Here is a 25193-nt window from a genome sequence, read left to right on the forward strand (position 1 = left end):
TGTGTCCGATTACTCTTTGTCCCATGTACGGCTACGACCAGAATCAGGGCGCACAGCAGCCGATGGGTGGCGGCTACGGCGAGCAGCCGCTGTATCCCGAACCCTCGCCGCCCTCGCTGGGCGACGCGGTACGGGCCTTCACGACCGGCTCGCTGGCCGCGGAGGACTTCCAGCAGATCTTCGCGACGTCGAAGGTCTACTGCCCGCGCGGTGACAACCCGGGCTTCCTCGCGCTGCACAACACCCAGCAGCCCGTCATCCCGATGTTCACCACGCTCAAGGAGCTGCGGCTCTACGCGGGCAAGGAGTCCAAGTACTTCGTGATCACGGGTGCCGAGGTGATCGACCTGCTGCCCACCGGCTACGGCTTCGTCCTGGACATGGAGGGCGAGCACCGCATGGTCTTCGACGCCAAGGCGGTGGAGCAGATGGTCGACTTCGCGATGCGCCGGATGTACGGCTGAGAGAGCCGTACGTCTCCCGCAGGGCTCACCGCTCCGGTGCGACGGGCAGGCCGCGTGCCCGCAGGACGTGGCGCACCCCGGCCGCTCCCGTCGCCCCCATCGTCCGGCTCGCCCGCACCAGGAGCGGCGGCACCTGGTCCAGCGCGCTGAGGACCCCGGTCGCCACCGAGGGAACGGCGCCGAGGAGCACCACCAGGTACACCGCCGCCTGCGAGGTGCCGAGGCAGATCACCGCGATGGGCACCAGGACCGCCGCCGGCAGTGACTGGAAGGCACTCAGCGTCGGGGCGAGGGGCACCCGCACGGACCGGAACCGGTGCATCAGCAGACCGAGGGGCACCCCCGCCGCCGCGGACGCCGCGAACCCCGCGAGGCAGCGGCCCAGGCTGTGCAGCAGTCCGGGGCCGAGCGTCCCCGCGGACCAGGCGTCGGACAGGTCGCGCAGGACCGCCGCCGGTGCGGGCAGCACCGGCGACAGGCCGAGCAGGTGAACCAGCTGCCAGACACCCACCACCAGCAGGACCGCGGAGCAGCCCGGCCCGGTGCGGGCCGCGAGGCGCCTCAGGACCGGTCCGGTGCGGGCCGCGGAGCGCCTCAGCCGTGCTCCGGCGCGGGCTCGGCGGGCGCCTGTGCGGGGGCCTCGGCAAAAGCGCCCGCCGGACAGCGCGCCTGCCGGGCGGGCCGGGCTCTCAACAGCGTGCACGGCGGTCGGCCTCCTCGCCGAGTCGGGCCGTGATCTCGTCGACGAGACGGGCCGCCCCCGGGGTGTCGGCGCCTCGCGCGGAGCGGGGGCCGACGGACCACTCGGCCACCACCCGGCCGGGGTCCGGCGCCATCAGCACCACGCGGTCCCCCAGCGCCACGGCCTCCCTCACGTCGTGGGTCACGAAGAGCACCGTTGCCCCTGTTCCGCGCAGACGCGGACGAGCTCGCCGTGCAGCGTCCTCCGGGTCACGGTGTCGAGCGCCGCGAACGGCTCGTCCATCAGCAGGACGTCCGCGCCCTGTGCCAGGGCGCGGGCCAGGGCGACCCGCTGGCGCATGCCTCCGGACAGCTCGTGCACCCGCTGCCCGTAGCTCCCGGGGAGCCCCACCAGGGCGAGGAGGCGCCGGGCCCGGTCGCGGCGGGGGGCCGCCGGGGAGACGCCCGCGAGACGGAGCGCCAGTTCGATGTTCCGGCCCGCCGTGAGCCACGGGAACAGGGCGTGGTCCTGGAACATCACGGCGGGACGCCCGCCCGTGACGGAGATCCTCCCCGCGCTCGCCGTCTCCAGCCCGGCGACCAGGTGGAGCAGGGTCGACTTGCCCGAACCGGAGGAACCGACGACGCACACGAACTCGCCCTTCGCGAGCCGCAGTTCGACGTCCTCCAGCACGACGCGACGGGCCGCGCCCGTGCCGTACTCCTTCGTGACGCCGCAGACCTCGACGGCCGCGGTGGTGTGCCTCGTCACCTCAGAAGTCCCAGCCCGCGTCGTCGGGTTCGGGGGCGTCGGCTGCCCCGGCGGCGAAGGAGCCGCCCGCCATCCCGGCGGTGAGCGTGGTTCCGTCGGCGGGGTCGATCAGCAGGAACGAGCCGGTCGTCCGGGAGCGGACGTACGGGTCGAGCGCGAGCGGCTCGGCGGTGCGTACGACGACGCGGCCGATGTCGTTGGCGACGAGCTGTCCGGGGGCCGGGTGCTGGGAGAGGTCGTCCAGGGTGAGGCGGGACGGAATGTCCTTGACTATCGCCTTGACGGTGCGGGTGGTGTGCTTGATCAGGACCCGCTGGCCGACGGTGAGCGGCCGGTCCGCGACGTGGCAGACGGTCGCCTCGACGTCCTGGGTGGTGGGGGGCGCGTCGGCGCTCGGCACGATGAGGTCGCCGCGCGAGATGTCGATGTCGTCCGCCAGCAGGAGGGTGACCGACTGCGGCGCCCGCGCCGTGTGCACGGCCCGGCCCGGCAGGTCGATCCCGGAGACGGCCGAGGTGCGGCCGGACGGCAGCACGGTGACCGCGTCGCCCACCCGGAAGGCCCCTGCCTCGATCCGGCCGGCGTAGCCCCGGTAGTCGGGGTGCTCGGCCGTCTGGGGCCGGATCACGTACTGGACGGGGAAGCGGGCGTGGCAGCCGGTGAGGTCGTGGCTGACCGGGACCGTCTCCAGGTGCTCCAGAACGGTCGGGCCGCCGTACCAGTCCATGTGGGAGGACGGCTCCACGACGTTGTCGCCGGCCAGCGCGGAGATCGGGATCGCGGTGACCGCGGGGATGCCGAGCGAGGCCGCGTAGGCGGAGAACTCCCCGGCGATGGCGGCGAACACCGGCTCCGCGTAGTCGACCAGGTCCATCTTGTCGACCGCGAGGACCACGTGCGGGACCCGCAGCAGCGCGGTCAGCGCCGCGTGCCGGCGGGTCTGCTCGACCACGCCGTGGCGGGCGTCGACCAGAATCACCGTCAGCTCGGCGGTGGAGGCGCCCGTGACCATGTTGCGGGTGTACTGCACATGGCCCGGGGTGTCGGCCAGGATGAACCGGCGCCGGGGCGTGGCGAAGTAGCGGTAGGCGACGTCGATGGTGATGCCCTGTTCGCGCTCGGCGCGCAGTCCGTCGGTCAGCAGTGCCAGGTCGGGTGCTTCCTGGCCGCGTTTGCGGGACGCGTCCTCGACCGCCTCCAGCTGGTCGGTGAGGACCGACTTGGAGTCGTGGAGGAGCCGTCCCACGAGGGTGGACTTGCCGTCGTCCACGGACCCGGCGGTGGCGAACCGCAGCAGGGTGGTGGCCGGCAGCCGCTCGGCCGACTGGGTGGGTGTGGTCATGTCAGAAGTACCCCTCGCGCTTGCGGTCTTCCATCGCGGCCTCTGACATCTTGTCGTCGGCGCGGGTCGCGCCCCGCTCGGTGAGCCGGGAGGCGGCGATCTCGGTGATGACGGCGTCCAGGGTGGTGGCGTCGGAGTCGACGGCGCCGGTGCAGGACATGTCCCCGACGGTGCGGTAGCGGACCTGGCGGGTCTCGGTCCGCTCGTGCTCCTCGGGACCGCCCCAGTCGCCCGCGGTGAGCCACATGCCGGAGCGGCTGAAGACCTCGCGTTGGTGGGCGAAGTAGATCTGCGGGAGTTCGATGCCCTCGCGCTCGATGTACTGCCAGACGTCGAGCTCGGTCCAGTTCGACAGCGGGAAGACCCGAACATGCTCGCCGGGCGCGTGCCGGCCGTTGTACAGCTGCCACAGCTCGGGGCGCTGGCGACGCGGGTCCCACTGGGAGAACTCGTCGCGCAGCGAGAACACCCGCTCCTTCGCCCGCGCCTTCTCCTCGTCACGCCGCCCGCCGCCGAACACCGCGTCGAAGCGGTGCTGCTGGATCGCCTCCGTCAGCGGCACGGTCTGGAGCGGGTTGCGCGTACCGTCCGGGCGCTCGCGCAGCACACCCCGGTCCAGGTAGTCCTGCACCGAGACAACCCGCAGCCGCAGCGCGTGCTCCGCCACCACCCGGTCGCGGAAGTCGAGCACCTCGGGGAAGTTGTGCCCGGTGTCCACGTGGAGCAGCGTGAAGGGCACCGGCGCGGGCGCGAACGCCTTGAGCGCCAGGTGCAGCATCAGGATCGAGTCCTTGCCGCCGGAGAACAGGATCACCGGCCGCTCGAACTCCCCCGCCACCTCGCGGAAGATGTGCACCGCCTCCGACTCCAGGACGTCCAGGTGGGAGAGCGTGGCTCCCGCGTCCGCCTGGCGCACTGCCCCCGTACTCGCCATCGCTCAGGCCGCCGGGAGTGCGGTGGCCAGCGAATTCGCCGCCTGGAGGCCCAGGTTGAGGCCGGCGGCCGCCGGGTCGACCGACCAGGGCTGGGACCGGGCGCTGGCCGCGAACCGGCGCAGCGCGGACGCGGGCGCGCTGCGCGGGGCCAGCCGGCCGGCGCGCCAGGCCTCGCGCAGCGCGATTCCGGCGCCCTTGCTGTTGCGGTGGGCCACCCGGAGCCCCGGCACGAAGTGCACCCGTCCACCGGACTCGGAGAGCCGTTCCACCAGACCGTTGTCGCTCGTGGTGACCTGGTCGGGGAAGCCCTCGGCAGCGCGGAACGCCTCCGTCCACACCGCCGAGTTGCCGCCCGCGAAGAACGTGACCTCGCTGCCGGGGACGTGCTGTGCGTAGCGGACCTCGTAGCGGTACTGGCGGGCGCGGGCCACCACACTGCTGTCGAACGGCAGCACCCGGCCGGTGATCGCCGCCCGCCCGGGGGTGAGCGCCTTGTCGGGGACGTCGAACCAGTCGGGCAGGGGCCGGGCGTCGTCGTCGAGGAACGCCAGTACGTCGCCGGTCGCCTCCTGGCCCGCGAGGTTGCGGCCGGCCGCCGCGCCGCGGCGCCGTCCGTGGCGTCGTCGACCAGGATCACCTCATGGACGATGCCCGTGTCGCACGCCGCGATCGCGGTCAGCAGTGCGTCGATGTCGGTGGGGCGGTTCCGGGTGGCGACCACCACGGAGACCTGCTTGCCGTCGTCTGGGGATGTCGTACTCATCGCGGTTCTACTCCTTGCGGACATGCGCCACGGCCACCTGAGCGGGCCGGGCGGGGCTCGTAGGGGGCGGCGGGACGTGGCAGGTCACCGGGGTGCGGCGGCGAACGGGTCGAGGACCTCGTCCACCTCGTCGAGGAGCGTGCCGAGCGTGGCGGGCCGCCCGTCGTCGCCATCGGCCGGCTCCGTGGTGATCACGATGCGGGCCGCGGCCTCCGCGGCGAGCCGCACGGCGGCCTCCGCGTGGGTCGCGCGGACCACGACATGGCCGCAGCGGTCCTCCGACCAGCGCAGTTCGTGCACCGTGTCCCCGGGCTCTACCTGGACGGCGACCTGGACGACGCCGTCCATCGCCTCGGCCTCCGCCGCGCCCGTCACCGAGGTGACGGTTCCCGGCTCCGCGACGAGGAAGCGGATGGCGGCCGCCCCCGTCGGCTCCGCCGGGCGCGGCAGCGGGTCGCCGTCCAGGGCGAGCCGGTAGGCGGCCCCCTCCAGGTCGACGCCGTGGACCAGGCGGACCAGTTCGTTGATAGGGTCCCCGCCGCGACGGCTGTGCGACTCGATGACGCGGGGACCGGCGGCGGTGAGGATCAGTTCGGTGTGCGCCGGCCCGTCCACGAGGCCCACCGCGTTCAGCAGGGCCTCGACGGTCGAGACGACGGCCTGCCGGTCGGCTCCGTCCAGGGGCGCGGGCACCACATGGCCGAGCTCGACCACCCCCTGCCCGGTCTCCTTGCCGGTGACCGCGACGACGGTGTGCGCCCCGGCCCGGGAGAACGTCTCGACGCTGAGTTCCTCGCCGACGAGCCACTCCTCGGCCATGAAGTCGTCGAGGCCGAAGGTCTCGCGCCACGCCCACGCCTCGTCGACCGCGTCGACGGACGCGATCCGCCGGACACCCAGGCTGCCGGAGCCCATGGTCGGCTTGAGGACGGCGGAGCCCGCCGCCTTGACGAAGTCGCGCAGCTCGGCGGCGGTCGGCCGGGTCACCGTCCGCACCGGTCCGATGCCCTGTTCGTTCAACAGGGCGCGCAGGGACGGTTTGTCGTGCAGCAGCCGGGTGGTCCGCTCGCCGTTGCCGGGCAGTCCGAGCGCGTCGGTGAGATGGCCCGCCACCACCTGGGCAGCCTCGGTCTGGGTGAAGACCCGGGCGAACGGGCGCTGTTCGTGCAGGGCGCGCACCAGGGCGGTCACGGTGGGGACGTCCTGGTAGTCGACGAGCAGCAGTTGGGAGCAGTGCTCCACCACGTCCGGGTCGAACGCGGAGGGCTTCTGGATGTGCACCACGTCGAGACCGAGCGCTGCGGCCTGCGGACGATGCCGGCCTTACCGCCGACGACGAGAACGCGGGTTGCGGGCAAGGGAATCACCTTCGTCAGGAGTTCTGCGGATCAGGCGCGGGCGAGCGTGGGAAGCGCGGACAGGCGCAGCGCCTCCCACACGGAGGCGGTGTCCGCCGGGAGTGCGTCATCGGTGTCCGCCGCCGGGGAACGGGGCTTCAGTCCGGCGAGGTACGGGGCGAGGCCGAGACCGGTGAACCGTGACAGGCGTTCGGTCTCCTCGCCCCGGCACAGTGCGTGGTACTCGACGACCAGGGCGTTCCAGGCCGGTACCGCGGGTGCGAAGTCGAGCCAGTGCCGGTTCCAGGACGTCCACTTGGCGAGAGCTGCCTCCCGCGTGAGCGGCACATAGGGCCGGTCGCCCTTCCAGCGCAGCATCGAGCGGGCCGCCTCCTCCGGGTGGCGCACCAGCATCACGTAGCGGGCGTTCGGCAGTACCTCGCGGAACCAGGGCAGATGCAGCAGGTACTCGTTGTACTTGTCCCCGCAGTGCGGCAGTCCGCCCTGGGTCTCGGCGACGATCTGCCGGGCCAGGTCCACCGGGTCGTCTCCGCACGCGCCCTCCGCGACGTCCCTGGCGGCGGCCCGCAGGCTCTGTTCCACCCGGGCGCGCCAGCGTTCGACGCCCGAGCCGTCCGGCGGCCGGCGGTCCAGGGCGTGCAGGATCTCGTCCGTACGCAGATGGTGGTCGGCCAGGTCCTGCCGGTTCAGCCAGCGGTGCAGCAGATAGGGGAGTTTGCCGTTGACGGTGAAGTGGCCGCCCGCGTCGTGGAAGGCCAGATTCATCGCGTAGGCGAGGGCGGTGGTGCCGCAGCGCCGGCCGCCGAGCAGGATTACGGGTGAGTCGTTCATGCGCCGGCCTCCACCGTGTGCGCGTAGGGGTCGGCGGGGACGGCGTCCTCGCCCGCGGCCCGCGTCATCTCGCGGAGCAGCCGCATACAGGTGGTGCCGGCCTCGAAACCGCCGGCGGTGAACTCCTCGCCCCACGGCTCGTCCCGCTGCGCCTGGTCCAGCACCCGGCCGATGCGCCAGTGCGTCTCCAGGGAGATCCAGTCCCGGTATCCGTCCTCGGCCAGCCGGTCGAGGATCGCGGGCCAGGGCAGGTCCCCGTCACCGAGGCGGACATAGGCCCGCCGGCCGTCCGGGTCCTTCACATGGACGTGCCTGATGCGTTCGCGGCCGAGCGCGTAGTCCTGCGGGAACGGGGCCGGGTCCCAGCCGCTGAAGACGCTGTTGCCCGGATCCCACAGGATGCAGAGCCGGTCGTCGCCCAGCGCGTCCAGGAACTCCAGGGTGTGGCGCATGGTCGGGCTGTTGGTCCGCATGCCCGTCTCGACGAGCAGCGGGACGCGGTCGAAGGGGACGCCGTCCAGGACCTCCCGGGCGGCGGCGGCGGCCCTGCGCGGGTCCGGGTCGCCCTGCCGGTAGAAGGTGAAGCCGCGGACGAACGGTGCTCCGAGCAGCTCGGCGCGGCGTACGGAGTCCGTCACCAGCGCGCGGGCCTAGTCCGTCTCGGCGGCGGTGCGGGGCAGTTCGCACTTCAGCGCCGGCGGGTCGAAGCCGGCCACCCGCAGCCCGTGCCGGGCCACGGTCGCCCGTATTCGGGCCAGGGCCGCGTCGTCCATGCGCTGCGGCGCGACGCCGTCGCTGGAGCGGATCTCCAGCCCGTCGAAGCCGAGGCGGGCCGTCGTGGCCGCCGCCTGCTCGATGTCCTGGGACGGTTCGTCGTTGATGATGGCGAGTCTCACGAAAGGATCTCCTCGCTGAGGACCTGGGGGAGGGGCGGCTCCGGTGGGTACCACTCGCGCAGCAGGGCCATGTCCTCGGCGAGCGACGGGGCCTTCGACTCGACGGTCACCGCGCGCAGTTCACCCGCCGCGTCGAGGACCTTCCGGGTCAGCTCGGGCCGGGCGGAGGCGAGCGGCCGGTGCCTCGATGTGGCGGGCTCGTCCCAGTCGAACCCCTTGACCTGGGCGTAGGGGATCCAGCGGGCCAGCCGGGCCGCCGCCGCGCCGGGGTCGGCGTCGATCCTGGCGAGGCCCATCGTGTCGAGCAGGACCGAGGTGCCCGCGCGGCGGCACAGCTCGTCGAGCTCGGCCACGGGCGCGTATCCGTGGTGGGTCTCCACCAGGACGAGGGAGCTGTCACCGACCCTGGCGGTCAGCGCCTCGATCTGCGCGAGCGTCAGGGCGAAACGGTCGGGGGCGGTGCACCCGGCGGCCGCGAAGACCTTCACCGGCAGGCCCCGCTCCGGCATGCGCAGGCCGTCGACGGAGCCGGGCGGGTGCTCCGCGGAGCCCAGCACGGTGGAGACGCCGACGAAGCAGACCTCGGCCCCGGCGGCGCGCAGGGCGCCGAGCCCGCCGGCCTCCCACGCCTGGCCCTTGCCGTCCCTGCCGTCGACGGCCGTGCCGCCGCACGAGAGGGCGAGGCCGGCCAGGGCCCCGGCGTCGAGGCGCGGCGCGGCGCCGGAGGAGACACCGATCAGCGGCTTCACGCGGCCACCGCCGAGGCGGTGGCCGCGATCGACGAGAGGATGTCGGTCACCGCACGGGCGCCGTCGAGGTGGCAGCGCGTCGGGGGACGCCCCGTCGCCACGGCCTCGGCCATCTCCCGGTAGACCTCGGTGCGCAGCTGTGAGGTCGCCACCGTGGGCCAGGTCCGTTCCGTGCCGTCGAGCTGGGTCATCACCATGCCGTCGGTGATGTTGAACCCGCCGTCGGGCCCGAGGATCTGGAGCCGTTCGGTACGGACCGTCGATTCGGCGGTCACGGTGAACGCGAGCGTGGCCCCGGACCGGAAGGCGACCATTCCGGTGACGCGGGTGTCGATGCCCGCGGCGACCTCCCTGGTCGGCGTCAGGCGCACCGCCTCCGGCTCCCCGAGCAGCTGGCACGCCAGGTCGAGGTAGTGGACCCCCAGGTGGGCGGAGATCCCGCCCAGCGCCATGGTGGGATCGCTGCGCCAGCCGGCCCGCCGGTAGTGGGCCGGCGGCCGGAACCGCGACACCTCCAGGACCCCGGTGACGGAGGACGCCGACCAGGTGGCGGCGAGGGCCGCCGCCGGCAGCCGCATCCGGTGCTGGAGCATGACGCCGACCGGCAGCCCGGTCCGCCGGGCGGCGGCCGCGATCCGGTCGATCTCGTCCACCGACACGGCGGGCGGCTTCTCCAGCAGGACGGGCTTGCCCGCCTCCAGCGCCTCGACCGCCAGCCGCGCCCGCCCGCCGGGCGGCACGCACAGGGCCACCAGGTCGACGCGCGGGTCGTCGAGGAGCGACTCCCGGGAACCGGCCCGGTGGTGACGGCCGGTGTCGACCGAGGGGTCCTGCTCCAGGACGGACACGATCCCCGCCTCCGGCAGCTGCTCCAGTGCGGCGGCGTGCTGCTGGGCGGCGATGCCGAATCCGACGACGCCCACACCGAGTCGCGGGCTCATGCGGCACCTCCCGTGGTGGCCGGGGCGGCGTGGAGGGCGCCCCAGCCGAGCTGCTCGACGACCGACGCCGGTACGGGGACGCCGTGTTCGGCTGCCACGGTCTCGGCCAGCCGCTCCTGCTGTTCCGGCAGATGGACCTCGGGCGGCCCCTGGGGGTAGCCGGCGGCCACCGCGCCCGACAGGACGTCGAGCAGTTCCTCCACCGGAGGGTCGCCGAACGCGTCCGGCGCCAGGGCGAGGAACAGCTGGGAGCAGTCCATGGTCCGCTCGGGCTCCGCGCGCTGCTTGTGGACGAGGGGGCTCACCGTGCCGCCGGCCAGCACCTCGGTGATCACCGCGACGCCGAGTCCCTTGTACCCGCCGAAGACCGGTACGGCACCGCCCCGGTCGAGCTCCTCCGGATCGGTGGTGGGGCGGCCCTCGCGGTCCACCAGCCAGTTCGCGGGCACCTGTTCGCCGCGGTGCGCGGCGTGCCGGCTCTTTCCGCTGGCGACCGTCCCGGTGGCGAAGTCCACGACGAGCGGGGACCCGTCCTCGCGGGGGACGACCATGCACACGGCGTCGTTCCCGAGCGTCGGGCGCCCCGCGCCGGGTGCGGCGACGCTCGGACCGGAGACGTTGAGGACGAGGCCGACCACGCCGTGCCGGACGAAGTGGTCGCGGTAGGCGGCGAGCATCCCGACGTGGTTGTTGCCCCGGACGGCGACGGCGGCCAGCCCGGTGTGGGCGGCCCGCTCCGCGCAGCGTCCGGCCGCGAGGTCCGCGGCCACCTGTCCGAACCCGCCGCGGGCGTCGAGGCGTACGACGGACCCCTCCTCCTGGCTCCACTCGGGCTCTGCGGCGGGGTCGATGCCGCCCTGCCGCAGCCGGTCGAGATACATCGGCAGCAGGCCGACACCGTGCGAGAAGTGACCCCGCACATCGGCGTCCACGAGGACCCGGGCGACCAGGGCGGCGCGCTCGGCGCCGACCCCGGCGGCGGTCAGCGATCCGGCGGCCGCCTCCCGCAGCGCCTCGGTGGTGAAGCGGACCGCCGCCTTCGGGCGGGGCTCGGGACGGGGGGCGCGGTTGAGGTGGACGGTCCGGTCGGCGGACGCCGCCACCTCCGCGTCGGTGGTGACCAGGAGCACCGCGCCGCCCCGCCGGGCCGCGGTGCGCGCCGGTTCGGCGCCGGACTCCTCGGGCCGCCGCCCGGTGGCATCGACGACCAGGACGGGGGCCGGCCCGTCCGGGCAGCGCTCGTGCGCGGCCACCACGCTGACGCCCGCCGGGAGGGACGGCCTGATCCGCCGGGACCGGCCGGTCCGGCCGGCGTCGATCGCCCCGTACTGGGCCCGCCGCCGTCCGGCGAGCACCTGGATCAGGGCGGCCGCGGACCCGGTGCCGTCCGCGAGCACCGCGACGATCTCGCCGGCGGCCACGGTGACGGTCAGCCCCGCGATCAGGATGCGCTCCGCGCCCTCGGGGCCCTCGGCCACGATCAGGTCCGCGATGCGGAATCCGGGCGGCCTGCCCGCTGATTCGGTCATTGCTGGCTCCTCGAAATGCTGTGGCAAGGGTCGGAACACCACCGGGTCGTCCGGGGCGGGGCCTGCACGGGGTCGTCCCGCGATGTCACGGGACGACCCCGTGCGGGCCCTCGGGAGAGGTCCCCTAGGACGCGGCCGTCGGCTCCAGGAACTCCAGCCGGTTGCCGAACTCGTCGAACGCGTAGAAGCGGTCGTGGCCCGGGAAGTTGTCGTCCCACGTCACCTCGTGGCCGCCCTCCTCCAGCCGCTTGGCCAGGCCGCGCAGCGACTCGACGAGGATCCCGGGGTGCGCCTTGCGCGCGGGCGAGAAGTCCTGCTCGACGCCGAGGTGGACCTCCAGGCCGCCACCGCGGAACCAGCACCCGCCCCGGGCGGCGAGGACCGGGGGCTTCGCCAGCTCCGTCATCCCGAGGACCTCGCCCCAGAACGCCCGGCACTGGTCCTCGCCGCCCGGCGGGATGGCCAGCTGGACGTGGTGCAGTCCCCCGAACGCGTGGTCGGCGCCGGTCTGTTCGTTGTTCAGGTCGGTCATGTCTCGTCTCGTCTCTCTTCTCTCTGTTGCGCGGGCACCGGTCCGGTTCCGGGGACGCCGGTGCGGTGCGGTGCGGTACGGATCGGCCGACGTGGTGTCAGCCGGTCGAGGCGAGTGCCTCGTGGCGTGCGGCCATGCCGTCACTGCGTACGGTGAACGACAGTTTCCGTACGCCTTCCTGGGCACGCCGCAACGCCTCGTCCTGTGACGTGCCCACCGCGCAGACATGTGCACCCCGGGCGAAGGAACCGGTGACTCCCTTGAGCCGCTTGCCGGGTTCGCGCAGCACCTCGACGTCGACGACGCCCTCCAGGGCGCGGGCCTCCTCCTCGCCCGCCACCTCGACGATCTCGCCCACCGCGTCCGGGCAGGCGTGGGCCGCCGAGAGGGGACAGAGCGCTGACCCATAGGTACCACCCACCCCTCAGGGGGGTCGATCCTCCGTGGGGCCGATCCTGTGCCGGGCCGGTCCTCCGGGGTCGGTCCCCGCGCCCGGCGGAGCCGCGGGAATGGATGACGCCTTGCAGGATGTTCACCATTCAACTAAATTGGTCGCAGAACAGTCCCCGGAGGTGGCTCCCATGCCCGCAGTTACCGTCGAAAACCCGCTGACCCTGCCCAAGGTCGCCGCCTCTGGCGACGCCGTCGCCCGTCCGGTGCTCGCCGTGACCACGGCACCCAGCGGCTTCGAGGGCGAGGGATTCCCCGTGCGCCGCGCCTTCGCGGGGATCAACTACAAGTACCTCGACCCGTTCATCATGATGGACCAGATGGGTGAGGTGGAGTACGCGGCCGGTGAGCCGAAGGGCACCCCCTGGCACCCGCACCGCGGCTTCGAGACCGTCACCTACCTGATCGACGGCACCTTCGTGCACCAGGACTCCAACGGTGGCGGCGGCACCATCCGGAACGGTGACACCCAGTGGATGACCGCCGGGTCCGGGCTGCTCCACATCGAGGCCCCGCCGGAGTCGCTCGTCACGTCGGGCGGCCTCTTCCACGGCCTCCAGCTCTGGGTGAACCTGCCCAAGGCCGACAAGATGATGGCCCCGCGCTACCAGGACATCCGCGGCGGCCAGGTGCAGCTGCTCGCCTCCCCCGACGGCGGCGCGCTGCTCCGGGTGATCGCGGGCGAGCTCGACGGACACCAGGGCCCCGGCGCCACCCACACCCCCATCACGATGATCCACGCGACCGTGCGCCCCGGCGCCGAGGTGACCCTGCCGTGGCGCGAGGACTTCAACGGCCTCGCCTACGTGCTGGCCGGCCGGGGCACCGTGGGCGAGGACCGCAGGCCCGTCCACATGGGCCAGACCGCCGTCTTCGGCGCGGGCTCCTCGCTGACCGTCCGCGCGGACGAGCAGCAGGACGGCAACACCCCGGAGCTGGAGGTCGTCCTGCTCGGCGGGCGTCCCATCCGGGAGCCGATGGCGCACTACGGGCCGTTCGTGATGAACAGCCAGGCCGAACTGAAGCAGGCCTTCGAGGACTTCCAGGCCGGCCGCCTCGGCACCGTGCCCGCCGTCCACGGGATGTGAGCCGCGCCGCCGCCGTATGACGGTTCGTCACTCGTACGGCGGCGTGGGCGGGACACCGCCCCCGGGGCGTGATCGGGTGGGGAGGGTGCAGACCCCCAAGCCCCTCCTGCCCGTGGGTGCCCGGCGACTGGCCGCCTGGTGCGGTGTCGTCCTGCTGGTCACCGGCGTCGCCGCGGTGGCCATCTGGCTCTGCGTCGCGCTCAAGACCGCCGTCACCCCCGTCCTGCTCGCGCTGCTCGGTACGGCGCTGCTCGGCCCGGTGCACCGCCGGCTGACCAAGCACGGGGTGAACCGTTCGGTGGCGGCCGCGTTCACCTGCGTGCTGCTCGTCGCGGTGGTCGGCGGCGCCGGATACATCGTCGTCGCCGCGCTCGTCGACACCGGCGAGCAGATCGTGCAGTCGCTGAAGGACGCCGGTCAGTGGGTCGTCGACCACTTCGGCGTCACCGGCAACACGAACGTGGGCAACCTGGCCGACAGCGGCAAGAAGCTCGTCGAGAAGTTCGGCGCGAGCGCCGCAGGCGGGCTGCTGAGCGGACTCAGCCTGGTCGGTTCGCTCATCGCCACGAGCGTGCTCGCCCTGCTGCTGACCTTCTTCTTCCTGCGCGACTCCGACCGGGCCGCGCACCTCGCGCACTCCATCGCCCCGCGCGGCGCCGGTGACCTGGTCGAGGCGATGGGGCGGCGCGCGTTCGAGGCCGTAGAGGGCTTCATGCGCGGTACGACGTTCATCGCGCTCATCGACGCCGTCTGCATCACGGTCGGCCTGCTGATCCTGCGGGTGCCCGGCGCGGTGGGGCTGGGCGCGCTCGTGCTGGTCGGCGCCTACATCCCGTATCTGGGGGCGTTCATCTCGGGCGCCGTCGCGGTCCTGGTGGCGCTCGCGGACCGGGGCTTCGTGATCGCGCTCTGGGCGCTCGGGATCGTGCTCGCCGTGCAGGTGCTGGAGGGCCACATCCTCCAGCCGGTGATCCAGAGCCGTACGGTCCAGATGCACCCCGCCACCATCATGATCGCGCTGACGGCGGGCGCGAGCGTGGCGGGCCTGCTGGGGATGCTGCTCGCCGTCCCGGTGTGCGCGGCGGCGTTCGGCGTCCTCGGTGAACTGCGCGAGGGCCGGCTGCCCCCGGCGGATCCCCAGGCCGAAGCACCGGACCCGCCCCCGCAGCCCGCCTGACACGCCATCCGGCCCAGAGTGTGCGGCGGGCCCGCTACAGCTCCGCCTCCACCCCCATCGGCTCCGCCGACTCCACCGGGTCCACCAGCTCCGCCGACTCGTACAGCTCGAACCAGATCGACTTGCCCTCACCGCGCGGGTCCACCCCCCACGCGTCGGCGAGCATCTCCATCAGCACCAGTCCCCGCCCGCTGGACGCCATCTCGCCGGGCCGCCGCTTGTGCGGCAGTTCGTCGCTGCCGTCGGCCACCTCCACCCGCAGCCGCCGCTCTCCGTGCTCCCCGCTGGCCTGCGCCACCATCAGCGCGTCGCCGTCCGTGTGGACCAGCGCGTTCGTGGCCATCTCGGAGATCATCAGCACCGCGGAATCGACCTGCTCCGGGTCCGCCCAGTCGTGCAGCATCTCGCGCACCTGCTGCCGGGCCGCCGCGATCCGCTCGGGTTCGGCCTGGGCGATGGTCAGCGCGGTCCGCCGCGGCGGGGTCAGCCGGGACGCCGGGCTCTCGCGGCGCAGCAGCAGCACCGCGACGTCGTCCTCGCGGCGGTCCGCGAGCGGGCCCGTCGTGTAGTGCGAGGTGGGCCCGTGCACCGCCTGCACCAGGGCGTCCGCGAGCTTCTCCAGATCACTGGTGTGCCGTTCCAGGATCGGCCGCAGCCGGACCCAGCCGGTGGCCAGGTCGTGCCCGCCGGTCTCGATCAGCCCGTCCGTGCAGAGCATGATCGTTTCTCCTGGCTCCAGGGTGAACCGGGTCGTCGGGTAGTCCGTGTCCGCCTCGATGCCCAGCGGGAGCCCGCCCGCGGTCTGCCGGATGAACGCGGTCCCGTCGGGCGTCATCACCACGGGGTCGGGGTGCCCGGCCCGCGCGATGTCGAGGGTGCCGGTGGCCGGGTCCGCCTCGGCGTACAGGCAGGTCGCGAAGCGCGGTCCGGTGTGCTCCGCGTCCTCGTTCGCGTCGGTGAGCCCGGAGAGGAAGCGCGAGGCCCGCGAGAGCACCGCGTCCGGGCGGTGCCCCTCGGAGGCGTACGCGCGCAGGGCGATCCGCAACTGGCCCATCAGCCCCGCCGCCCGCACGTCATGGCTCTGGACGTCACCGATGACGAGGGCGACCCGGCCGTTGGGCAGCGGGATCATGTCGTACCAGTCGCCGCCGACCTGGAGCCCGCCCCCGGTCGGCACGTACCGCGCGGCCACCGTCATCCCCGGGATGCCGGTCCCCAGGGACGGCATCATCGTGCGCTGGAGCCCCTCGGACAGCTCCCGCTCGGTCTCGGCGATCCCGGCGCGGGCCAGCGCCTGCGCGAGCATCCTGGCCACCGTCGTCAGCACGGACCGCTCGTCCGGCGAGAACGACACCGGGTGCCGGAAGCCGGCCATCCAGGCGCCCATCGTGCGGCCCGCCACGATCAGCGGCAGAAAGGCCCAGGAGCGGCGCCCGAACCGGCGGGCCAGCGGCCAGGTGGCCGGGTAGCGGTGGACGTACTCCTCCGGGCTGGGCAGATAGATCGCCCGCCCCGTCCGCACGACCTCCGCGGCCGGGTAGTCGGTCTCCAGCGGCATGTCGTTGAACGGTCCCTCGTCACCGGAGTGGTGCCCGTGGTGCCCGACGATCGTCAGCCGCTCGCCCTCGATCCCGAAGACCGCCAGCCCGTCCGGCGAGAAGCCGGGCATGGAGAGCGAGTAGGCGACCCGCAGCACCTCCGCCGTCGACCGGGCCTCGGCCAGTGCGCGTCCCGCGTCCAGCAGGAACGCCTCCCGGGACCGGCGCCAGTCGCCGGTGATCCGGCTCTGCGCCCCGTTCGCGCCCGGCTCCGGCTCCGCCACCTCCTGGAGCGTGCCGACCAGCACGTAGTCCTCGTCACTGTCGTCCGCGGGCGGCAGCGGCCGGGAACGGCTCCGTACGGTACGCACCACCCGTCCGTGGCCGTCCACGATCCGCAGCCGGGCCTCGGCCAGCGTGCCCTCGGCGACGGCCAGGCTGACCACCCCGTAGATCTCGTTCCAGTCGACGGGGTGGAAACGGGAGCGCACCTCCGACTCACGGAAGACGCCCGATTCGGAGGGCAGCTCCAGCAGCCGGGCCGCCTCCCCGTCAAGCGTGACGACCCCGGCTGCGTTGTCCCAGCGCCAGAGACCGGTCGCGGTCGCGGCCAGGACTTCCTCGGTGCGCATTGCCCCACTTTGAGAAGATGTGGCACTCGAACGCCACCGACGGTCCCGGCTGCCACGCCCCCCGACGTCCTCGCCGGGGACAACGGCAATGAAACGGTCGGGTCGCGGGCGGTAGCCTGGGGTGGCTGTATGTGCCCCCAACCGCGAAGACTGGATGAACGACGATGCATCGGTACAGGTCCCACACCTGCGGCGAGCTCCGCGCCTCTGACGTCGGCACCGACGTCCGGCTGAGCGGCTGGCTGCACAATCGCCGAGACCTGGGTGGCATCCTCTTCATCGATCTGCGCGACCACTACGGTCTGGTGCAGCTCGTCGCACGCCCCGGCACCCCCGGCAACGACGCCCTGGCGAAGCTGACCAAGGAGACCGTCGTACGGATCGACGGCAAGGTCTCCGCCCGTGGCGCCGACAACGTCAACCCGGAGCTCCCGACCGGCGAGATCGAGATCGAGGTCACCGAGGTCGAGGTGCTGGGCGAGGCCGCTCCGCTGCCCTTCACGATCAACGCGGAGGACGGGGTCAACGAGGAGCGGCGCCTGGAGTACCGCTTCCTCGACCTGCGCCGCGAGCGCATGCACCGCAACATCATGCTGCGCTCCTCCGTGATCGCCTCGATCCGCTCCAAGATGGTGGCCCTCGGCTTCAACGAGATGGCGACGCCGATTCTCACCGCGACCTCTCCCGAGGGCGCCCGTGACTTCGTGGTCCCGTCCCGGCTGAACCCCGGCAAGTTCTACGCGCTGCCGCAGGCCCCGCAGCAGTTCAAGCAGCTGCTGATGATCTCGGGCTTCGACCGCTACTTCCAGATCGCGCCGTGCTTCCGCGACGAGGACGCCCGCGCCGACCGGTCGCCCGGCGAGTTCTACCAGCTCGACGTCGAGATGTCGTTCGTCGAGCAGGAGGACGTCTTCCGCCCGATCGAGAAGCTGATGACCGAGCTCTTCGAGGAGTTCGGCAACGGCCGCCACGTCACCTCGCCGTTCCCGCGCATCCCGTTCCGCGAGTCGATGCTGAAGTACGGCAACGACAAGCCGGACCTGCGCGCCAAGCTGGAGCTCGTCGACATCTCCGACGTCTTCGCGGACTCGGAGTTCAAGGCCTTCGCCGGCAAGCACGTCCGGGCGCTCCCGGTGCCGGACACCGCGGGCCAGTCCCGGAAGTTCTTCGACGGCCTCGGTGACTACGCCGTCGAGCACGGCGCCAAGGGCCTCGCCTGGGTCCGGGTCGGCGAGGACGGCAAGCTCGCGGGCCCGATCGCCAAGTTCCTCACCGAGGCGGACGTCAAGACGCTCACCGAGCGGCTCTCCCTCGTGCCCGGCCACGCCGTGTTCTTCGGCGCCGGCGAGTTCGACGAGGTCTCCAAGATCATGTCCGTCGTCCGCGTCGAGGCCGCCAAGCGCGCCGGCCACTTCGAGGACGGTGTCTTCCGGTTCTGCTGGATCGTCGACTTCCCGATGTACGAGAAGGACGAGGACACCGGCAAGATCGACTTCTCGCACAACCCCTTCTCGATGCCCCAGGGCGGACTGAAGGACCTGGAGGAGAAGGACCCGCTCGACATCCTCGCCTGGCAGTACGACATCGTCTGCAACGGCATCGAGCTGTCCTCCGGCGCCATCCGTAACCACGAGCCCGAGCTGATGCTCAAGGCCTTCGAGATCGCCGGTTACGACCGCGAGACCGTCGAGCAGGAGTTCGCGGGCATGCTCCGCGCCTTCCGCCTCGGCGCCCCGCCGCACGGCGGCATCGCCCCGGGCGTCGACCGCATCGTGATGCTGCTGGCCGACGAGCCCAACATCCGCGAGACGATCGCCTTCCCGCTGAACGGCAACGCCCAGGACCTGATGATGGGCGCGCCCACGGTGCTGGACGAGACGCGGCTGCGTGAGCTGAACATCCAGCTCCGCAAGCCGGTCGCGCCCGCGAAGGAGAAGGCCGAGGCCAAGGACTCGGTCGTCAGGGACACCGGCGCGAAGTAGCGTCAGCGGTTCCGCTTCGGTTCCACGTGAAACAGCCCCCGGCCGGTCGGCCGGGGGCTGTTTCACGTCCTGTCCACGTCCTGGCGGGACCCGCCCGCACCCGGGCTCCGGGCATACAAGTACACGAATCACCTGAACGGGTACAGCCGGATGGCCCCGGCGCCGGATTGGCCGGTCCCGGCTGCGGCAAAGACTGCCTGGGCCGACATCGGCACAGCGGACCCCTCGCCGTGCCGCAAAGCCCCGCGGCTCGCCACAGACTGCTGAGGAGCGCCTCCGTGTCCGTGCCCCGTTCGAGCGTTCCTCTGCGGCTCCCGTACGTCTTCTGCGCCGTTCTCGTCCTGCTGCTGACCGGGTGCGGATCGGGCGGCCTCTTCGGTACGGGGGACAGCGCCGCCCTCAGGGGGACCTCGGGTGTTCCCGGCCCGGCCGGGTCCGTAGCGTCGTCGCCCGAGGCGCCCCCCGTGCCGTCGTCCGCGCAGTCCTCGGCCGGGCCCGCCGTCGCGCGGCCCGGACCGTCGCCGGGCCCGCCCCGGCAGATCCCCGGGCTCGGCCCGCGGACCGGGGCGGCGATCCCGGCCGCTACCCGCCAGGCGTTCGTCGTCACCGGCGAGGCCATGGACTCCAACCGCTCCACCGCCGTGCTCTACACCCGCGAGTCGCCCACCGCGGACTGGCGGGCGGCCATGGCGCCCTGGCCCGCCCACAACGCCCTGAACGGCTGGACGGACGAGCACTGGGAGGGCGACCTCCGCTCACCCGTCGGCGTCTTCACCCTGACCGCGGCCGGCGGCCGCCTGGACCCCCCGGCCACGGCGTTCCCGTACGACCTGAGTCCGGACTTCAAGGTGGAGGGCGAGGGCTTCCACGGGGAGCCGCTGGAGGGTTCGTTCGACTACGTCATCGCCATCGACTACAACCGTCTCCCCGGCACCTCCCCCCTGGACCACACCCGGCCCCTCGGTGACGAGCGGGGCGGCGGCATCTGGATCCACGTCGACCACGGCGGCCCCACCCAGGGCTGCGTCTCGCTCACGGAGGACCGGATGAAGGAGCTCCTCGGCCTGCTCGACCCGGCGAAGGAGCCGGTCATCGTGATGGGCGACGCGGACTCGCTCCTACGCTGACGGAGCCCGGGGCCCTGCGGTTTCCGGTGCTGGGCGCCCCGGTCCGGGCGTCAGGGTTCCGTCCTCAAACGCCGGACGGGCTTGATTTTGTGCGGGTGCTCCGCCTGTGCGGGGTGCGCCTGTCCGGTGGGTGGGGGGCGGTGCCCCTCCGCGGAGCACCCGCACCACCCAAGCCCGTCCGGCGATTGAGGACGGAACCCCGCGCCCCGCAAAGTGGTAACCGGCACGGGGCCCGACGCCCACTCGAAGACTCGGTCCCAGAGGGGCCTACGGCTTCTCCTCCAGGCGCGGGAACAGCACCGCGCCCTTCGTCACCGTTGCGCCCGGCGACAGCCGGCCCCAGTCGGCGGCCTCCAGCAGGCGCTGGTCGGACAGCGCGCCCAGGGACTGCTCCGCGCCCAGGGACTCCCACAGCTTCTGCGAGGTGTCCGGCATGACGGGGTTCAGCAGGACCGCGACACCGCGCAGCGCCTCCGCGGCGGTGTACAGGATGGTCGCGAGGCGGGCCCGGCCCTCCGGCGACTCGTCCTTGGCGACCTTCCACGGCTCCTGCTCCGTGATGTAGCCGTTGACCTGCTTCACGAAGTCGAAGATCGACAGGATGCCGCCCTGGAAGTCCAGCTCCTCACCGATCTTCCGGTCGGCCTCCGCGACGGCCTTCGTCAGCCCGTCCCGCACCGCCTGCTCGGGCTCGCCCGCGGCCGTGGCCTCGGGGAGCGCACCGCCGTAGTACTTGCCGACCATGGCCGCGAGGCGCGAGGCCAGGTTGCCGTAGTCGTTGGCGAGCTCGGAGGTGTAGCGGGCGGTGAAGTCCTCCCAGGAGAACGAGCCGTCGCTGCCGAAGGCGATGGCCCGCAGGAAGTACCAGCGGTACGCGTCCACGCCGAAGTGCGAGGTGAGGTCCTGCGGCTTGATGCCCGTCAGGTTCGACTTCGACATCTTCTCGCCGCCGACCATCAGCCAGCCGTTGGCGACGACCTTGCCGGGCAGCGGCAGACCCTGCGCCATCAGCATCGCGGGCCAGATCACCGCGTGGAAGCGCAGGATGTCCTTGCCGACCAGGTGCACGTTCGCCGGGAACGTGGCGTCGAACTTCTCCTGGTTGGCGCCGTAGCCGACCGCCGTCGCGTAGTTGAGCAGCGCGTCGACCCATACGTAGATGACGTGCTTGTCGTCCCACGGGACCGGGACGCCCCAGTCGAAGGTCGAGCGCGAGATCGACAGGTCCTGGAGGCCCTGCTTCACGAAGTTCACGACCTCGTTGCGGGCCGACTCGGGCTGGATGAAACCGGGGTTGGCCGCGTAGAACGCAAGCAGCTTCGGGCCGTACTGGCTCAGCTTGAAGAAGTAGTTCTCCTCCTTGAGGATCTCCACCGGCTTCTTGTGGATCGGGCACAGCTTCGTGCCGTCCTCCGCCTCGATGAGGTCGCCGGGGAGCTTGTACTCCTCGCAGCCCACGCAGTACGGGCCCTCGTACCCGCCCTTGTAGATCTCGTCCTTGTCGTACAGGTCCTGGACGAACTCCTGCACACGGTCGGTGTGACGCTTCTCCGTCGTACGGATGAAGTCGTCGTTCCCGATGCCGAGGTGCTCCCAGAGGGGCTTCCAGGACTCCTCGACGAGCTTGTCGCACCACGCCTGGGGCGTGACGTTGTTCGCCTCGGCCGTGCGCATGATCTTCTGACCGTGCTCGTCCGTGCCGGTGAGGTACCACACCTTCTCGCCCCGCTGGCGGTGCCAGCGGGTGAGCACGTCGCCTGCGACGGTCGTGTAGGCGTGGCCCAGGTGAGGAGCGTCGTTGACGTAGTAGATGGGGGTCGAGACGTAGAAGCTCTTCACGTCCTCGCCCCCCTGCTTCTCTGATCCAGTGGCCGCCATGGTCGAAATCCTAACGGTCCGACGAAGATCCACTCACACCGATATGCGCGGGGGCGGAAGGGGAGAGCGGACGCGGCAGCGGAGGGGAGAGCTTTGCGAAACATTCCTTCCGGTAGCAAAGACGCATCCTGGGATGGAGTGGACACGCATGGACGAGGCAGAGGACATCACGATGCGGGTACTGGTCGCCGAGGACGAGGAGATCCTGGCGGAGCTGGTCGCGACCGGGCTGCGGCGGGCGGGGTTCGCCGTCGACACCGTGTACAGCGGCGACGCGGCCCAGGCCTACCTGGGACTGCACGACTACGACGTCGTCGTCCTGGACCGGGACCTGCCCCGGGTGCACGGCGACGACGTGGCCCGCGGACTCGTGGCCTCCGGCTCCCGCACCAGGATCCTGATGCTCACCGCCGCCGGGTCCATGGAGGACCGGGTCTCCGGCCTCGACCTGGGCGCCGATGACTATCTGGGCAAGCCGTTCGAGTTCCCCGAGCTGGTCTCGCGGGTCCGCGCGCTGCGGCGGCGCAGCGCCCGCCCCGTGCCGCCGCAGCTGGTGCGGTACGGGATCCGGCTCGACACCGTACGGCGTACCGCGTCCCGGGACGGGCAGGAGCTGGACCTCTCACCGAAGGAGTTCACCGTGCTGCAGCTGCTGCTGGAGGCCGACGGCGCGACGGTCAGCGCGGAGGAGCTGCTGGAGCGCGCCTGGGACGCCAACGCCGACCCCTTCACCGGCGCGGTCCGCGTCTGCATGAGCAAGCTGCGCGGCAAACTCGGTGAACCGGCGGTGATCCGCACCGTGCAGGGTGTCGGGTACGCCCTGTGAAGCAGCCTGCCCGGGTGCCGCACTCCACGATCAGGACCCGGATCGCGCTCGTGTACGGCGGGGTGTTCCTGGTGCTCGGCACGGCCCTGCTGGTCACCGTCAACCTGGCCTCCCGCGCCGGTACGGACTCGCAGGCCCGCTCCATCGCCCGCACGGCCGCGGTCGTGCAGCCCGGCTACGCGGTGAACGGCCCCCTCGTCACCCGCCGGAGCCTCGGTCCGCCCACCGTCTACGACCTCACCGACCACGTCAGCGACGCGGCCGGGCACCAGCTGCTCATCTGGTCCGCCGCCGCGCTGCTCGTGATGACGGCCTGCGCGGTGGGCGTCGGCTGGTGGACCGCGGGGCGGGTCCTGCGGCCGGTCCACGTCATGACCGCCAAGGCGCGCCGGCTCTCCGAGCACACGCTGCACGAACGGATCGCCTCCAGCGGCCCCGACGACGAGCTGAAGGAGCTGGGCGACACCCTCGACGCGCTGCTCGCCCGGCTGGAGAAGGCCTTCGACAGCCAGCGGCGGTTCATCGCCAACGCCTCGCACGAGCTGCGGACCCCGCTGGCCACCCAGCGGGCGGCGATCCAGGTCGGCCTGGACGACCCGACACCCGACGACCTCGTACGGACCCGGCAGACGCTCCTGGACAACAACCGGCGCAGCGAACGGCTCATCGAGGGCCTGTTGGTGCTGGCGCGCAGCGAGCGCGGGCTCGCGAACGGGGAGCGGGAGGACGTGGACCTCGCCCGGGTGGTGGCGGAGGAGGCGGGCCGGTACCCGGGGGTGACCGTGACGGCGGCCGGGTGCGCGGTGCGGGGGAACCGGATGCTGCTGGCCCAGCTGGTGGCGAACCTGCTGGCCAACGCGGTGACGTACAACGTGCCCGGCGGGACGGTGGAGGTGTCGCTGACCGTCGCGGGCGGGTCGGGCGGGGACGGGGCGCTGTGGGTGTGCAACACCGGTCCGGTGGTGGACGGCGCGGACATCCCCGGGCTGTTCGAGCCGTTCCGGCGGGGCGAGGGCAAGGACCGGATGGGGCCCGGCTCGGGGCTGGGGCTCTCGATCGTGCGGTCCATCGCGGAGGCGCACGGCGGTACGGTCACGGCGGTGCCGGGCCCGGAGGGCGGCCTCGCCGTGACCGTACGTCTGCCGGCCGGTCAGGCGCCCGCGGTGACCCACGCGGGCAGTGCGGCGAGCACCTCGCGGTAGAACGCGGCGTCCGCGACCTCGCGCGGGGCGGGGCCCGCGTGGAAGAAGCCGGCGTTCGGGGCGTCCAGCTTCCGCAGGAAGTCGAAGCCCTTCGCGTCCTGCTCGCCGAACGCGACGAACTGGAAGAACAGCGGCAGCCGCGCCGCGTCGGTGAGCGCCTGGCGGGCGGCCTGCTTCACGTCCGGCGGGCCGTCCGTCTGGAAGACCACCAGCGCCGGGCCGCTCGCCCCGGACTGCTCGTAGTGCGCGACGACCTCTTCGACGGCCCGGTGGTAGTTCGTCCGGCCGAGCCTGCCGAGGCCAGCGTTCAGCTCGTCGATCCGGCCCTCATGGCCGTCCAGCCCGAGCGTGCCGGTGCCGTCGATGTCCGTCGAGAAGAAGACGACCTGGACGGTGGCGCTCTCGTCCAGGTGTGCGGCGAGGGCAAGGGTGCGGTCGCCCAGGTGCTGGGCGCTGCCGTCCTTGTAGAACGGCCGCATGGAGCCGGAACGGTCCAGGACCAGATAGACGGTGGCCCGCAGGCCGGTCAGCCCGTGCGCCTTCAGCGCGGCCTGGGCCGCCTTGTACGGGGCGACGAGCTCCGGCGCACGGGACTTGACCCGGGCGAGGGAGAGCGCGGGTTTGCCGTCGGCGGGTGCGGGGGTGGGCGCGGGGGTGGGCGCGGGCGCGGGTGCGGGGGTGGCGGTCGCGGCGACAGGTTCCGGTTCCGTGATGGGTTCCGGTTCCGGTTCGGGTTCCGGGTCCATGTCGATGGTGATCGGCTCGGGAGCGGTCGGCTCAGGAGCGGCCTCGGCGGCGATCGGCTCGGTAGCGACCGGCTCGACAGCGGGGGTTTCCGCCGATGCCTCAACGGGCTCCGGGGTCACGACAGCCAACGGCTCCTCGACCGGCTCCGGGGTCACGACAGCCACCGGCTCCGCGACCGGCTCCGGCTTCAACTCCAGCTCGGGCGCTTGCTCCGGCTTCGACTCAATCTCCGGTTCCGGTTCAGGTTCCGGCTTCGTCTCCGTGGCCTGCGTCCTCGATCCGGAGCCCTGCGGCGGAACCGTGGGAGTGGCCTTGGGCGAGGGGGCGGCGGCCTTGTCGAAGGCGGCTGCCACCAGGTCCGTCGCCAGACTGTCGTCGTCGCTTCCGGCGGACCGGGAGGAGGCGGGGGAGGCCGGGGCCGGGACCGATGCCTTGGCGGCCGGGGCGGGTTCGGGCTCCGACCCGGCCCGCACGACCGGTTCGTCCACCGCCACCGAGGACGACTCCGTGGGCCGGGTCCGCTCGCCCTGGGGCGGGACCGTGGCCGTCGTCGGGCCGTCCTGCTCCGTGACGTCACGGCCGAACACCTTGCGCAGCAAGCTCCGAATGCCCATGGGCGAGGCCTTTCACGTGAGTTGGGTGCGATGAATGTCCGTACTGCGGGAATTGATCCCTGGCCAGGGCGGATACGTAAGGTTAGCGGCCGGATCCGGCCGTTCGGTGGCGCGGCCCGCCTGAGGGACAACCGAGCCG

Annotated in this window: 22 protein-coding genes and 3 pseudogenes; 7 read left to right on the forward strand and 18 right to left on the reverse strand. The window is 72.6% G+C overall.

Annotation, left to right across the window (positions count from 1 at the left end; all coding sequences use genetic code 11):
• Window positions 1–23 precede the first annotated feature (23 nt).
• Window positions 24–464, forward strand: a complete 441-nt coding sequence (locus RLT59_RS19200; RefSeq protein ID WP_018522179.1) for an SseB family protein — start codon at window positions 24–26, stop codon at window positions 462–464.
• 25 nt (window positions 465–489) lie between these two features.
• Here the strand turns inward: RLT59_RS19200 and RLT59_RS19205 are convergent, their stop codons facing one another.
• The 15 genes and pseudogenes from RLT59_RS19205 to RLT59_RS19275 form a co-directional block, all read right to left on the reverse strand.
• Window positions 490–1167, reverse strand: coding sequence for an ABC transporter permease (locus RLT59_RS19205; protein WP_311304533.1), 678 nt, complete (start codon window positions 1165–1167; stop codon window positions 490–492).
• Window positions 1154–1917: pseudogene (locus tag RLT59_RS19210) on the reverse strand (ABC transporter ATP-binding protein). Before RLT59_RS19210 ends, RLT59_RS19205 begins: the two are co-directional and overlap by 14 nt.
• A gap of 1 nt (window position 1918) precedes the next feature.
• The gene (locus tag RLT59_RS19215; RefSeq protein WP_311304534.1) at window positions 1919–3259 is read right to left on the reverse strand and encodes a sulfate adenylyltransferase subunit CysN; all 1341 of its coding nucleotides are present in this window, start codon (window positions 3257–3259) and stop codon (window positions 1919–1921) included.
• 1 nt (window position 3260) lies between these two features.
• A complete protein-coding gene (gene cysD, locus RLT59_RS19220) occupies window positions 3261–4175 on the reverse strand; it encodes a sulfate adenylyltransferase subunit CysD (protein ID WP_399125704.1) in 915 nt (304 codons plus the stop codon).
• Window positions 4176–4196: 21 nt separating this feature from the next.
• Window positions 4197–4802 (reverse strand): annotated as a pseudogene (locus tag RLT59_RS19225) (glycosyltransferase); the annotation flags it as partial.
• Between the two features lie 239 nt (window positions 4803–5041).
• Window positions 5042–6070 (reverse strand): ATP-grasp domain-containing protein, encoded by a 1029-nt coding sequence (locus tag RLT59_RS19230; RefSeq protein ID WP_311307779.1) that lies wholly within the window; start codon window positions 6068–6070, stop codon window positions 5042–5044.
• Window positions 6044–6253, reverse strand: a pseudogene (locus RLT59_RS19235) (biotin carboxylase); the annotation flags it as partial. The pseudogene RLT59_RS19235 and the gene RLT59_RS19230, both read right to left, overlap by 27 nt.
• Before the next feature lie 92 nt (window positions 6254–6345).
• Window positions 6346–7146 carry a sulfotransferase gene (locus tag RLT59_RS19240; RefSeq protein ID WP_311304536.1) on the reverse strand — a complete coding sequence of 267 codons (801 nt, stop codon included), beginning with the start codon at window positions 7144–7146 and terminating at the stop codon, window positions 6346–6348.
• Window positions 7143–7784, reverse strand: a complete 642-nt coding sequence (locus tag RLT59_RS19245; RefSeq protein ID WP_311304537.1) for a sugar phosphate isomerase/epimerase family protein — start codon at window positions 7782–7784, stop codon at window positions 7143–7145. The genes RLT59_RS19240 and RLT59_RS19245 overlap by 4 nt, the downstream gene beginning before the upstream one ends.
• Window positions 7785–7796: 12 nt before the next feature.
• Window positions 7797–8042 carry an IolE/MocC family protein gene (locus RLT59_RS19250; RefSeq protein ID WP_311304538.1) on the reverse strand — a complete coding sequence of 82 codons (246 nt, stop codon included), beginning with the start codon at window positions 8040–8042 and terminating at the stop codon, window positions 7797–7799.
• On the reverse strand, window positions 8039–8791 hold the full coding sequence (locus tag RLT59_RS19255) for a hypothetical protein (RefSeq protein ID WP_311304539.1): 753 nt from the start codon (window positions 8789–8791) through the stop codon (window positions 8039–8041). The genes RLT59_RS19250 and RLT59_RS19255 overlap by 4 nt, the downstream gene beginning before the upstream one ends.
• Window positions 8788–9732 carry a Gfo/Idh/MocA family protein gene (locus tag RLT59_RS19260; RefSeq protein WP_311304540.1) on the reverse strand — a complete coding sequence of 315 codons (945 nt, stop codon included), beginning with the start codon at window positions 9730–9732 and terminating at the stop codon, window positions 8788–8790. The genes RLT59_RS19255 and RLT59_RS19260 overlap by 4 nt, the downstream gene beginning before the upstream one ends.
• The gene (locus RLT59_RS19265) at window positions 9729–11261 is read right to left on the reverse strand and encodes an Ldh family oxidoreductase (RefSeq protein ID WP_311304541.1); all 1533 of its coding nucleotides are present in this window, start codon (window positions 11259–11261) and stop codon (window positions 9729–9731) included. Before RLT59_RS19265 ends, RLT59_RS19260 begins: the two co-directional genes overlap by 4 nt.
• 124 nt (window positions 11262–11385) lie before the next feature.
• On the reverse strand, window positions 11386–11793 hold the full coding sequence (locus RLT59_RS19270) for a VOC family protein (protein WP_311304542.1): 408 nt from the start codon (window positions 11791–11793) through the stop codon (window positions 11386–11388).
• A 97-nt stretch (window positions 11794–11890) separates the two neighbouring features.
• Window positions 11891–12214, reverse strand: coding sequence for a hypothetical protein (locus RLT59_RS19275; protein WP_311304543.1), 324 nt, complete (start codon window positions 12212–12214; stop codon window positions 11891–11893).
• 160 nt (window positions 12215–12374) lie between these two features.
• Here RLT59_RS19275 and RLT59_RS19280 point away from each other — a divergent pair, with 160 nt between their 5' ends.
• Together RLT59_RS19280 and RLT59_RS19285 are read left to right on the forward strand one after the other, a co-directional pair.
• On the forward strand, window positions 12375–13331 hold the full coding sequence (locus tag RLT59_RS19280; RefSeq protein WP_311304544.1) for a pirin family protein: 957 nt from the start codon (window positions 12375–12377) through the stop codon (window positions 13329–13331).
• An 85-nt stretch (window positions 13332–13416) separates the two neighbouring features.
• A complete protein-coding gene (locus RLT59_RS19285) occupies window positions 13417–14508 on the forward strand; it encodes an AI-2E family transporter (protein ID WP_311304545.1) in 1092 nt (363 codons plus the stop codon).
• Window positions 14509–14542: 34 nt separating this feature from the next.
• Here the strand turns inward: RLT59_RS19285 and RLT59_RS19290 are convergent, their stop codons facing one another.
• Window positions 14543–16678, reverse strand: a complete 2136-nt coding sequence (locus RLT59_RS19290; protein ID WP_311304546.1) for an ATP-binding SpoIIE family protein phosphatase — start codon at window positions 16676–16678, stop codon at window positions 14543–14545.
• Between the two features lie 164 nt (window positions 16679–16842).
• On the opposite strand from RLT59_RS19290, the gene aspS reads away from it, so the two are divergent.
• Window positions 16843–18660, forward strand: a complete 1818-nt coding sequence (aspS, locus tag RLT59_RS19295; RefSeq protein ID WP_073733359.1) for an aspartate--tRNA ligase — start codon at window positions 16843–16845, stop codon at window positions 18658–18660.
• A gap of 278 nt (window positions 18661–18938) precedes the next feature.
• The gene (locus RLT59_RS19300) at window positions 18939–19787 is read left to right on the forward strand and encodes a L,D-transpeptidase family protein (RefSeq protein WP_311304547.1); all 849 of its coding nucleotides are present in this window, start codon (window positions 18939–18941) and stop codon (window positions 19785–19787) included.
• 267 nt (window positions 19788–20054) lie between these two features.
• Here RLT59_RS19300 and metG read toward each other — a convergent pair whose 3' ends face one another.
• Complete coding sequence (metG, locus tag RLT59_RS19305) at window positions 20055–21665, reverse strand: methionine--tRNA ligase (protein ID WP_311304548.1); 1611 nt, start codon at window positions 21663–21665, stop codon at window positions 20055–20057.
• 172 nt (window positions 21666–21837) lie between these two features.
• Between metG and RLT59_RS19310 the strand changes: the two genes are divergently transcribed.
• Together RLT59_RS19310 and RLT59_RS19315 are read left to right on the forward strand one after the other, a co-directional pair.
• On the forward strand, window positions 21838–22491 hold the full coding sequence (locus RLT59_RS19310; RefSeq protein ID WP_073733731.1) for a response regulator transcription factor: 654 nt from the start codon (window positions 21838–21840) through the stop codon (window positions 22489–22491).
• Window positions 22488–23693, forward strand: a complete 1206-nt coding sequence (locus RLT59_RS19315) for a sensor histidine kinase (RefSeq protein ID WP_311304549.1) — start codon at window positions 22488–22490, stop codon at window positions 23691–23693. The genes RLT59_RS19310 and RLT59_RS19315 overlap by 4 nt, the downstream gene beginning before the upstream one ends.
• On the opposite strand, the gene RLT59_RS19320 is transcribed toward RLT59_RS19315, so the two are convergent.
• Window positions 23642–25054 carry a VWA domain-containing protein gene (locus RLT59_RS19320; protein ID WP_311304550.1) on the reverse strand — a complete coding sequence of 471 codons (1413 nt, stop codon included), beginning with the start codon at window positions 25052–25054 and terminating at the stop codon, window positions 23642–23644. The two genes, RLT59_RS19315 and RLT59_RS19320, sit on opposite strands and share 52 nt — an antisense overlap.
• Window positions 25055–25193 lie beyond the last annotated feature (139 nt).

Source organism: Streptomyces sp. ITFR-6, from assembly GCF_031844725.1.
GTDB lineage: Bacteria > Actinomycetota > Actinomycetes > Streptomycetales > Streptomycetaceae > Streptomyces.

Coding starts and splice junctions, on each gene's coding strand:
- RLT59_RS19320 (WP_311304550.1), bottom strand. CDS start 25,054: ATGGGCATTCGGAGCTTGCTGCGCAAGGTGTTCGGCCGTGACGTCACG.
- RLT59_RS19280 (WP_311304544.1), top strand. CDS start 12,375: ATGCCCGCAGTTACCGTCGAAAACCCGCTGACCCTGCCCAAGGTCGCC.
- RLT59_RS19290 (WP_311304546.1), bottom strand. CDS start 16,678: ATGCGCACCGAGGAAGTCCTGGCCGCGACCGCGACCGGTCTCTGGCGC.
- RLT59_RS19215 (WP_311304534.1), bottom strand. CDS start 3,259: ATGACCACACCCACCCAGTCGGCCGAGCGGCTGCCGGCCACCACCCTG.
- RLT59_RS19200 (WP_018522179.1), top strand. CDS start 24: ATGTACGGCTACGACCAGAATCAGGGCGCACAGCAGCCGATGGGTGGC.
- metG (WP_311304548.1), bottom strand. CDS start 21,665: ATGGCGGCCACTGGATCAGAGAAGCAGGGGGGCGAGGACGTGAAGAGC.
- RLT59_RS19310 (WP_073733731.1), top strand. CDS start 21,838: ATGCGGGTACTGGTCGCCGAGGACGAGGAGATCCTGGCGGAGCTGGTC.
- RLT59_RS19270 (WP_311304542.1), bottom strand. CDS start 11,793: ATGACCGACCTGAACAACGAACAGACCGGCGCCGACCACGCGTTCGGG.
- RLT59_RS19260 (WP_311304540.1), bottom strand. CDS start 9,732: ATGAGCCCGCGACTCGGTGTGGGCGTCGTCGGATTCGGCATCGCCGCC.
- RLT59_RS19240 (WP_311304536.1), bottom strand. CDS start 7,146: ATGAACGACTCACCCGTAATCCTGCTCGGCGGCCGGCGCTGCGGCACC.
- RLT59_RS19265 (WP_311304541.1), bottom strand. CDS start 11,261: ATGACCGAATCAGCGGGCAGGCCGCCCGGATTCCGCATCGCGGACCTG.
- aspS (WP_073733359.1), top strand. CDS start 16,843: ATGCATCGGTACAGGTCCCACACCTGCGGCGAGCTCCGCGCCTCTGAC.